Source organism: Bacteroides rodentium JCM 16496 (assembly GCF_000614125.1).
Taxonomy (GTDB): Bacteria; Bacteroidota; Bacteroidia; order Bacteroidales; family Bacteroidaceae; genus Bacteroides; species Bacteroides rodentium.
Window position 1 is genome coordinate 20,604 of sequence record NZ_BAKJ01000052.1, and the last position, 9,795, is coordinate 30,398.

10 protein-coding genes and 2 pseudogenes are annotated in these 9,795 nt (G+C 40.6%); 11 read left to right on the forward strand and 1 reads right to left on the reverse strand.

The genetic code is table 11. The annotated features are described in order from the left end of the window. The first annotated feature begins 6 nt into the window (after positions 1-6). From JCM16496_RS17585 to JCM16496_RS17650, 11 genes and pseudogenes are all read left to right on the forward strand, one after another. Entirely contained in the window at positions 7-2,556 is a 2,550-nt protein-coding gene (locus JCM16496_RS17585) for an alpha-L-arabinofuranosidase family protein (protein WP_244440476.1), read from the forward strand. A 137-nt stretch (positions 2,557-2,693) separates the two neighbouring features. Continuing rightward, positions 2,694-3,260, forward strand: coding sequence for a ligand-binding sensor domain-containing protein (locus tag JCM16496_RS17590; protein ID WP_025835872.1), 567 nt, complete (start codon positions 2,694-2,696; stop codon positions 3,258-3,260). Continuing rightward, positions 3,217-4,194, forward strand: a pseudogene (locus tag JCM16496_RS22230) (sigma-54 interaction domain-containing protein); the annotation flags it as partial. The gene JCM16496_RS17590 and the pseudogene JCM16496_RS22230, both read left to right, overlap by 44 nt. Before the next feature lie 194 nt (positions 4,195-4,388). Further along, positions 4,389-5,021, forward strand: coding sequence for an RteC domain-containing protein (locus JCM16496_RS17610; protein ID WP_025835877.1), 633 nt, complete (start codon positions 4,389-4,391; stop codon positions 5,019-5,021). Positions 5,022-5,132: 111 nt separating this feature from the next. Further along, a complete protein-coding gene (locus JCM16496_RS17615) occupies positions 5,133-6,038 on the forward strand; it encodes a DUF6047 family protein (RefSeq protein ID WP_025835879.1) in 906 nt (301 codons plus the stop codon). Positions 6,039-6,045: 7 nt separating this feature from the next. Further along, positions 6,046-6,225 (forward strand): hypothetical protein, encoded by a 180-nt coding sequence (locus tag JCM16496_RS17620; RefSeq protein WP_025835881.1) that lies wholly within the window; start codon positions 6,046-6,048, stop codon positions 6,223-6,225. Beyond that, positions 6,226-6,941 (forward strand): annotated as a pseudogene (locus tag JCM16496_RS17625) (DUF6047 family protein). Positions 6,942-6,950: 9 nt separating this feature from the next. After that, a complete protein-coding gene (locus JCM16496_RS17630; protein WP_010993606.1) occupies positions 6,951-7,271 on the forward strand; it encodes a hypothetical protein in 321 nt (106 codons plus the stop codon). Between the two features lie 57 nt (positions 7,272-7,328). Then, the gene (locus JCM16496_RS17635; RefSeq protein ID WP_128809707.1) at positions 7,329-8,066 is read left to right on the forward strand and encodes a DUF6047 family protein; all 738 of its coding nucleotides are present in this window, start codon (positions 7,329-7,331) and stop codon (positions 8,064-8,066) included. Between the two features lie 350 nt (positions 8,067-8,416). Then, on the forward strand, positions 8,417-8,572 hold the full coding sequence (locus JCM16496_RS17645; RefSeq protein WP_025835886.1) for a helix-turn-helix domain-containing protein: 156 nt from the start codon (positions 8,417-8,419) through the stop codon (positions 8,570-8,572). Positions 8,573-8,575: 3 nt separating this feature from the next. Further along, positions 8,576-8,866, forward strand: a complete 291-nt coding sequence (locus JCM16496_RS17650) for a helix-turn-helix domain-containing protein (RefSeq protein ID WP_025835888.1) — start codon at positions 8,576-8,578, stop codon at positions 8,864-8,866. Positions 8,867-9,169: 303 nt separating this feature from the next. Here the strand turns inward: JCM16496_RS17650 and JCM16496_RS25090 are convergent, their stop codons facing one another. Then, positions 9,170-9,601: a DUF6597 domain-containing transcriptional factor gene (locus tag JCM16496_RS25090; RefSeq protein ID WP_369346678.1), complete on the reverse strand. Its 432-nt coding sequence runs from the start codon at positions 9,599-9,601 to the stop codon at positions 9,170-9,172. Positions 9,602-9,795: the final 194 nt, after the last annotated feature.

Sequence of the window (9,795 nt, forward strand, 5' to 3'; positions counted from 1 at the left end):
TAAATCATGAAAAAGATATTTCAATTCATCCTTTTCATATTCTGCTTCGGATTATTTTCTCCGAACGTATGTGCCAATGAGCCGGATTCAACCTATCTGTTTGCATATACCACAGATAAAAATAAAAACCGTGCCGGATTATTCTTTGCATGGAGCAATGACCAAAAGCACTGGCACCCTATTGGTCCGGAATATTCTTTTCTTCGCTCTGACTATGCAGGAGGAGAAGGTGGAAAACAGATGTTCGATCCTTTTTTATTTCAGTCGGCAGACGGTTGCTGGCACATTGTATGGACGTTGAACAACGATGTACGTTCGTTTTCTTATAGTAACTCTACCGATCTTATTAATTGGAAACCTCAATCCTACCCCATCTTTGACTACAAGAATAATTTCAAAGAATTAGAACTCACCTTCGATGTGAATAGCAACAGCTACTCTCTCACTTGGCTGGGTGACAAAAAAGGGATAAAAGGGATATACAGAACGACCACTAAGGATTTTAAAACCTATTCTCCCATCACTGCGATCCAGGAAGAAGCGCGTGCCAATCAGCGCACACACGTCCTTATTTCCGGTAAAGAAGAGACAGGGACCATACATAAAGTATCGTGGAGTTTGGTGCAGGCATTACAGGATAGAGTACAGCTATCTGCAATCAAAAATCAGCAAAACAGGGAAACCATGAGACAAGACCCTACTCGTTTTGCCAACCTCAAACCTGTCGATGTCGAGATTACCGTAACGGGCGAAAATAAAACGATCAGCAATAACTTGATAGGTATCTTCTTCGAAGACCTCAACTATGCCGCCGACGGAGGAATCTATGCCGAACTGATTCAGAACCGCGGATTTGAATATTCTTCAAAAGACCGTAAGGAATGGAACTCCAAATCGTTCTGGCAACTGAAAGGAGAGAATGTCTCTTTCGAGATAGTGACAGATAATCCTATTCATAAGAACAATCCTCATTATGCCTTACTAAAAATAGAACAAACCGGCGCCTCTCTATTAAACGAAGGTTTCGGTGGTATCGTACTCAAAGCAAACGACAAATATGACCTGTCTCTTTTTGCCCGTACCTTGGAGGGAAAATCAAATAAACTAAAGATTCGTTTAATCGATGAAGACGGAACACTCTGTGGAGAAGTAATCACCCCTGCATTGCAGAAAGATTGGGAAAAGCACTCCCTGACTATTACCGCTAAACGGTCGGCGACGAAAGCCCGCCTGGAAATCATACCCCAGACTACCGGAACCATCGCTATGGATATGGTATCCCTCTTCCCGCAAAAAACATTCAAAGGGCGTAAGAATGGTCTTCGTGCCGATCTGGCACAAACACTTGCCGACATGAAGCCCCATTTCGTACGCTTCCCCGGCGGTTGCCTCATACATGGAAACGGACTTGATAATATGTACCAATGGAAAAACTCCATTGGTCCTTTGGAAGCCCGTAAATGCCAATCTAATATTTGGGGCTATCATCAGACTACGGGGCTGGGTTATTTCGAATATTTCCAATTTTGTTCAGACATAGGTGCTGAACCTGTCCCCATTGTTCCCGCAGCCGTATCTTGCCAGAATTCTGCCATAGATCATAAATCTCATTTAGGTGGACAACAGGGAGGAATACCTCTTTGCGAGATGGACGCTTATATCCAAGATATATTCGACCTGATAGAATGGGCAAACGGTGATCCCAAGAAAAGTAAATGGGCAAAAATGCGTGCGGATGCCGGACATCCGAAATCCTTCAACCTGAAATACATTGGTGTCGGCAACGAAGACTTAATTTCCGATGTATTTGAAGAACGCTTTGCCCTGATCTATAAAGCTCTGAAAGAGAAACATCCGGAAATTACCGTAATCGGAACCACAGGTCCTTTCTCTCAAGGCTCGGATTATAAGAGAGGCTGGGAATTTGCTACAGAATTAGGTGTATCCATCGTCGATGAACACTACTATCAGGCACCTGGATGGTTTATTCATAACCAGGAATATTACGACCGATACGATCGCAGCAAACCGAAAGTATATCTTGGAGAATACGCCGCTCACATATCGGGACGCCATAACAATATAGAAACGGCCTTACTCGAAGCATTGCATCTGACAAATGTCGAAAGAAACGGTGATATTGTTCTGATGAGCACTTATGCCCCTTTGTTGGCGAAAGAAGGTTTTACCCAATGGAATCCTGATCTGATTTATTTCAATAATACGGAAGTTAAACCTTCGGTAGGTTATTTTGTACAGAAACTTTTTGGTGTACATAGCGGCGATGAATATTGGTATAGTTCTATTAAACTCTCCAATAATGATCAAGCTGTGGCAAAACGTATTGGTAAATCAATCGTGCGGGATAAAAAAACAGGGGACATCATCATAAAACTGGTAAACCTCCTCCCTGTCGAGGCTAAAACCAAGTTGGATCTCAAAGCCCTGAAAGCAACCCCTATGGAAATCGCGAAAACAACCCTGACGGGAACACCGGATAACAAAACCGCAAAACCGACAGAAGTTAAGATATCATGGATGATGTGCAGAATTTGACTTTACCTCCTTATTCATTTACAGTGTTGAGGGTACAAGTAAATTATAGGATGAAGTAATTCTCTAAATTACTGCTTCTTAAAAGTCTTTAGAGTCCTCAGAAGTTACTACCTTTACCTAGTTAATTATTGCTATACATGAAATATATATTTTCCATTTTGGCGTTATTCATAATTTGTTCTTATTCGATAGCTCAACCGTACTATTTTAAGAACTTAAGTAGAATCGATGGACTTTCAAATGATTATGTAACTGATATTGCACAAGACCGGCAAGGTTTTGTTTGGATAGCTACTCAATCGGGCTTGAGCCGTTTTGATGGGAGAAATTTCACATCCTATACCACATTAAACTCAGATCTACATAACTCAGCTATCAATAAATTATTTTATGATGAAGAAGAGAACAAATTATGGATAGGTACTAACGAGCATTTAAGTGTTTTGGATTGCTCAACCATGAAATTTGAGAATTTTACGCATTTGGACGGTTTTTCTTTACAAAATATTCGGCATTTAACATTTGGTTCTAACAATGATATATGGATAATAAATTTTCAACGAGATGTTATCTGCTATAATAAGGAAACAAAAAAAGCAGTTCGATACGCCAGTGATAAAATAAAAGGATTCAACGGACACAACTACTGTTGTTACGATGACAGAAAAGGTGCTTTCTATTATCCGAGAAGTATTGGGACGTAAGAAAAAAAACAGCAAAACAGCACATGCATTCTATATGGGGCAAAGCCCTTTGTCGTTAAAATTACAGCATTATATTAGGTTAGTAGCTCCATCAGATATGACAGTTTTGATACGGGGAGCATCTGGTACGGGAAAGGAATGGGTGGCTTCACAAATCCATACCTTCAGCAAACGTATGAATGCTCCGTTTGTAGCGGTGGATTGTGGAGCATTACCGAAGGAACTTGCCGTATCGGAATTATTCGGATATGTAAAAGGGGCATTTACAGGTGCAATGGAAGACAAGATAGGTGTATTTACTTCGGCTAATCATGGGACATTATTTTTGGATGAGATTGGCAACCTGGACATGAATGTGCAAATATTGTTGCTACGTGCATTGCAGGAGAAACATTATCGTCCCATAGGCAGTAGCAAAGAGATAGAAGCGATATACGACTGGTAACTGCAACAAATGAGGATTTAGAAAAAGCTATAATGGAAGGGAAATTTAGGGAAGATCTGTTCCATCGTTTGAATGAATTTCAGTTACAGGTACCTCTATTGTCAGAATGTATAGAAGATATTATTCCATTGGCAGAATTTATGTTAGAGATAGCTAACGGGGAGTTGGGTAAGGGTGTCAAGGGGTTTGATAGGGAAACACAAAAAAAGACTTAGGACATATTCATGGCCTGGAAACATACGTGAATTGCGAGCCGTGGTTAAACGAGCTGTCCTATTGGCAAAGGATGACTGGATTACAGTAGATGATATAGAACTCCTTCCTAATAAACGGACGAAGGGATATGCTTTAAAGGATGAACGGGGAGAACGGAAAACTATAATCAAAGCATTGGAAATGACGGGAAATGACAAGAAAGCAGCAGCACAGTTATTAGGCATAAGTCGCAGTACGCTTTATCTTAAATTAAAAAAGTACAGATTGGAATAAAGTGTGTCCTAAAATCAGACATATTGTGTCCTATCTACAATTTTTTATCGTACATATAGTTGTATACTATTTGTATATTATCTGTCCTTCAATAGTTTATATGTGTTTTATTTTATGGCATAGCATTTGCGTTTAATATTCTTATGATGGTTGATAGTGCTGTTGATTATTGATAAAACCTAAAATGTGATGCGATGAAAACATTAACAAGTGCACTCCTTTTTAACCTATTTGCCTCCTACTTGGAGGGTATGGTACAAGTGGCGGAAGAATTGCCCGCTGCTTATGATAATTTTGTAACTCTGCTTGGAGAACTTCCACAAAATGAGAACCAAATATTGAAGTTACGTCGCTTGAATTATACCAAAATAGAATTGGTTTCTATACAAATAGCATCGGAACAAATGTTGGAGAAAAGACATGTCTTGTACGATGTGTTTATCGGTAAGGCGTTATCTCTCCTCAATGCGGAGATAGAAATGGTTAAAGAATTATTCAGATATGGGAATATTATTTCCGAATTGAAATCTGAAATAATAAAGGATGCAGAAAATAAATCTGTTGTCATGTTGACTTGGAACGGTACAGATAGTGATTTGATTGAACTGGTGGCTGCGTTGATGGCTGCCGGTGCAATAAGTTCGAGAAATGGCGACAAGCTGACTGTGATAAGTGTAATTCGGGCTTTTGAGGATATGTTTCATCTGAAAATAAATGCACTATATACCAAACGGGGAAAAGTGTTTGACCGTTGTACGGACACTACTCCATTTATTGATTCCTTGCGTGTAAGTTATAACCGGATGCTGGAGAAACGGCTAATTTAAAAGTCATACGCCAACGGACGCCAAGGCCCGACTCGGATTCCCTCTTTATTGTGGGTTGTCAGATGATGTATTTTCTTTGCAGGCATTAAGTTATGCAAAAAGAATCAAGTTATGGGACTATTGAAAGATTGGGCAGACCGTTGGTTACATCACCGGACAGCCGAAACGGGTAACTTGCCCGTTTCGGCAGACAATGAGAATCAGCGCATGTCTGCTGTGGCAACGGATGAGGGTGTACTTCTCTTCTCGGACAGTGTAAAGGGAATGAAAGCACGTATCACTTACTTACAACATCTGGCAGACAGTTTCTTCAACTTCAGTAAAAAAGTGGAAACACTTAAACTGTATGAAATAGAGATTCCCATGCGGCAGATGGTTGAACTGGCCGATAATTGTATCGACAAACTCTCAAAAGCAGACTTGCGCAGGGATGATATACAATTAAGAAAATCGGTATGCAGCTTCACGCCCGAAAAGATGTTGGGAAAGGAGATGCTGGTAGGTGCCGTCTGCACCGGCAAATACGACTTACGTCCCGACTTCAATAATTTTGACCGTTTGACAAAAGATTTCGGTCTGGGTATCTCACCCCGTAATTATGACGTTGCGGCACTGCTGTATATTTCGGAGAACGGGTATGCCGGCCTTATGGAAGCGGACCATTTCCATCCGTTCAGCTATCAGTATGAGTTCAAGGAACTGACGGAGAAGCTGGGGGACAGTATAAAGGCGAGACGGGAAGCCCCACTCTCGGCGCACGACTTCGGCTATGCGGCCTTGCAGATGGAAGCCAAAACAATGGCGAGGGACATCCTGCAATCGGAGTTCCACATTACAGATGGGGAGTTCAAGCTGGGCGGAAAAGCGAACCGGACATCACAAAGAGCAAAAACTCCGGAAAAGTGTTCGTCTCAACAATCCAAAGAGCCGGAACCGGAAAAACCGGGGTGTCAGGCAGCGAAACATGTCTCTTCCGTTGTTCCGCAGAAGAAAGAAAAAAAACAACTGATTATATAATATGCTTATGGAAAAGAGAATGAATACAGACTGTATGGAAAACGGCAGCCTGTACATGACGCTGGACGCTTTCTATCGTCCCGTATATTTGAGTATGCGGGGACAAGGTGAAGAAGGGTTCGTATGCTATATCAGCAACAATGTAGCCTTTCATGCCACTGGTAAGGAGTTTATACCCGACCATTGAATGTTCCGTTTCGATTTCAGGGACAAGTCCATGATTCCCACTATCCTCGGAACGGACAACAGGGACTATCTGGAACGGCTCACTCCGGTATTGGAACGGGAGAAGATTTATCCTTCGGGGGTGGTGAGACTACGGGATGCGGCATTCTGCGAGGAAAGGGGAATCAGGCAACTGTCCGCTTCGGCAGCACATACGGCACTGGCGGAGAATGAGGACTACCAGCGGCTGGCACACCGTTTCGGAACGGACGGCCATGTGATAAGAAACGGATTGGCTGTATTTCCTACTTGTACGGCAGTGGAATACGGACAAAAGGTATTGCTGTTTGATAAGACAGAAGCAGGAGATAAGGAACTGGCCAAATTATTGGACGGAATAACTGAAAAGTTCTTTGAAAGAAAGGGAAAACCGAAGGAACTGGGATTTTATGAAGTAGTACCACTGAATGCAAGGTACCGGGGTACAATGGGTGACTGGCAGGTGGCCTCGCCGGAGATATTAAATTACGGGATTTGTACAAAACGGTTGGATATGGACCCACATTAAGAAACTTCAACCGTTTGAGAAATCAGCCTTTAGTAAAGGTCCCGCTGACAAAAGAACAGGAACGGATCATGTCGCAACTGGTGGCGCGGCCTGACAATACCCGTTTCTCCGGTCCGAACATGTCGGTGAAAGTTCCCATGAAAAGGGAAAGGCGTGGAATGAAAATTTAGTTTTGAAATATGGAAAAAGAAGAGAACAAGAGTGGCAGTGTGTATGTCACAGTGGACGGACACTTCAATCCGATACACATCAGTATGAAAGGCAAGGGTAAAGAAGGCTTTTTGGATTTCATGCAGGAAGATGTGGAAAAGGCTCTGAGAGGAAAAGAGATACCGACAACAGGCGTTTTATACTATGATGTGCCTGACCTGGCAATGGTCCCTCCTTTGCGGAAGAGAAATAACAGTAACTATTTGAAAACATTGGAAAAAGCAATGGATGGGCAGGGAATCGGATTGCAAAGTTACCTGCGTGTATCGGAAGTGGTGTATTGCCTGTGAAAAGATATAGACCCGTTGTCAAAAGATGAGCATTTTAAACGGATACTGACACCCGGCATGTGGGAGGAAATACAATCCTCACCTAAAATGGTGGAGAAAATGCTGGATGACCTGAAACGCGGGAACCATTATTACTCTGCCGTTGAAACGGATAAGGGCGTACTTCTCTTTGACGACAATACAAATGGAGAATGGCAATTCAACAGTTATATGTATAAATATGTGGAGAACAGTTTCTTTGAACCTGATTTTCCTTTAAAATCTCTGGCCGTCCATGAGCTGAGCGGATGGCCTTCCTTAATGGAAGGAAAGATAAACCTCTGTAAAAATGAGCGGGGAGACTGGGTAGATGAGGAAACAATGGAACGGTGCGCATATCAGGACAGGTCTGTTTTGAAGAATGTAGTGGAAAGCAAGACTTTTGACCTTGCGCCTACATGGGAAAATTACTTCAATCTGACTGAAATAGGGGAAGGATTGGGATTGCCACGAAGTCCGGATAATTATGACCGGATGACCTTACTATTCATCCGGGAACAAGGGTATCCGAGGGACGGACTGGTCGATGAATATCCGGATGAGTTCAGTTTTTACGACAAGTTTGAAGAGATTGAAAAAAAACTGTTAGGACCGGACAGATTGAATGTATACGACGAGATGCAGGAGAAAGCTAAAAGATTGGCAGGCGATTTGCTGAATGAGCATTTTCCAAATATGCGTCAGGGTGAGGTCTCAAGAGAAATAAAGGTCAAGGATAGCATAATGGTATCGAAAAATAAAGGAATAAGAATGTAGGATAGTATATGAATGGAGGAGAGAGGGGCTTGTTTGCTATATAAAAGCTAAACAGGTCCTTCTTTTATTTCACCAAATTATATAATCAGTCTTATGTAGTTAAAAGGAATTTTATGTGTTTGGATATGACAATAGTTGACAAAAACTGACTTTGATTCAAATATCTTGGTAGGATAGGGGAATGTGCTTTAATTTGCTTGAGAAAAAGTAAAAGTATAAATCAATTTATTATGGAATTAGTTGTAATTGAAAAAAGTGCGTATTTACAGTTGAAACAACAAATTGAGAGTTTATTCATGCAGATTGAAACTGTCAAAAAAAAGTATGGTCCGATTGAAGGAGAAAAATGATTGGACGCTCAGGAAGTTTGTTTAGCTCTGAATATTTCTAAACGAAGTTTGCAAAGTTATAGGGAGTATGGAATTATACCATGTTCTAATATTGGAGGAAAGTATATGTATAAAGAGAATGATTTGGTTAAAATATTAACTCAAAAGAATAAATAAGAAATGGACGGAGTGATAACAAAACAATCAGAGGAGTATATTGGGATGATGAGAAGACTAAAAAGGTGTTCTAAAGAAATCCTTGCAATTCAAGACTTACCCGTACCTATTGCCAATGAGGTTTATATGACCGGAGAAGAAGTCTGTGGTATGTTGCATATTTCAAATCGAACTTTACAAAAATTGCGGGATGAAAAAGAGATAGCTTATACTGTTGTTGGAGGCAAATTTCTTTATCCTCTTTCTAAATTGCAATTATTGTTAGAAGAAAATTATAGAAACTATGTACGTTAAATCAGGCAGTGGATTTGCGATTTTACAGTCTTTTTGCTACATTTGCAGAAGAAATTTTAAGTGTAACAGGAAGAAAGTTGCAGCATATATGCGGTGAATTATTCGGTGTCATTAAAGTTGAGACTTTGGGTAAGATACTGATAATGAGTAGAGATTTTGAATGTTAATCGTTCCCCCTCTCTCCGCAATAAGTTAAATGAAAATCGCTGTAACTCAAAAAGTTATGGCGATTTCCTTTTCTATCCCATACAAAACTTCATACAATATTGTATGCGAACTGAGGCACATACAAAACCGTTGGTATTATAAAGAATCAAGCCTGAAAGATGCAGTTTCTTTTATGGTCATTAGATTAATCGGATAATCATTGAGGTTATGTGTTACATTTTGTGACAACAGCCATTTTTCTATATAACTTATGCAAACAGAGTTGTTCTCACAGTCGAATATTTGTGTAGCCAGTTCATTAAAACTTTTGTTTTCAAGGCTGTAACCGGAAACTTCTTGATTGTAAAAAAGTGATGTCGGTATGTTCAAAAACATGCTCACAGTGTGAGGGTGGAATACGACCACTATCATTTCTATGTTTCCGTCTGTATATAGGTGTGACGAAAAATTAACTTGTCCGCTGACAGTCAGTTTGTCTTGTGTAACGTTCAGTTCAGGGATGTATAACGGTGCTTGTTTATGGAAAATGATTTGAGTGCAACCGATAGGATAAGTAAAGGCATTCAGCGGTCGATTGCTTTTGAATACTCAATAATATCTTATATAGGGTTGCAGCAACCTACATGGCTTGTAAAATTTGAACTCCTCTTGAATCATTTTACAAAGGTACTTATTTTAATAGTATCTTGTTTATTACAAAAAAGTTTTTAGGGGGGATGCGCTTTGGGCGATGGGATAATGCATTGCCACTGCAAAGCAAG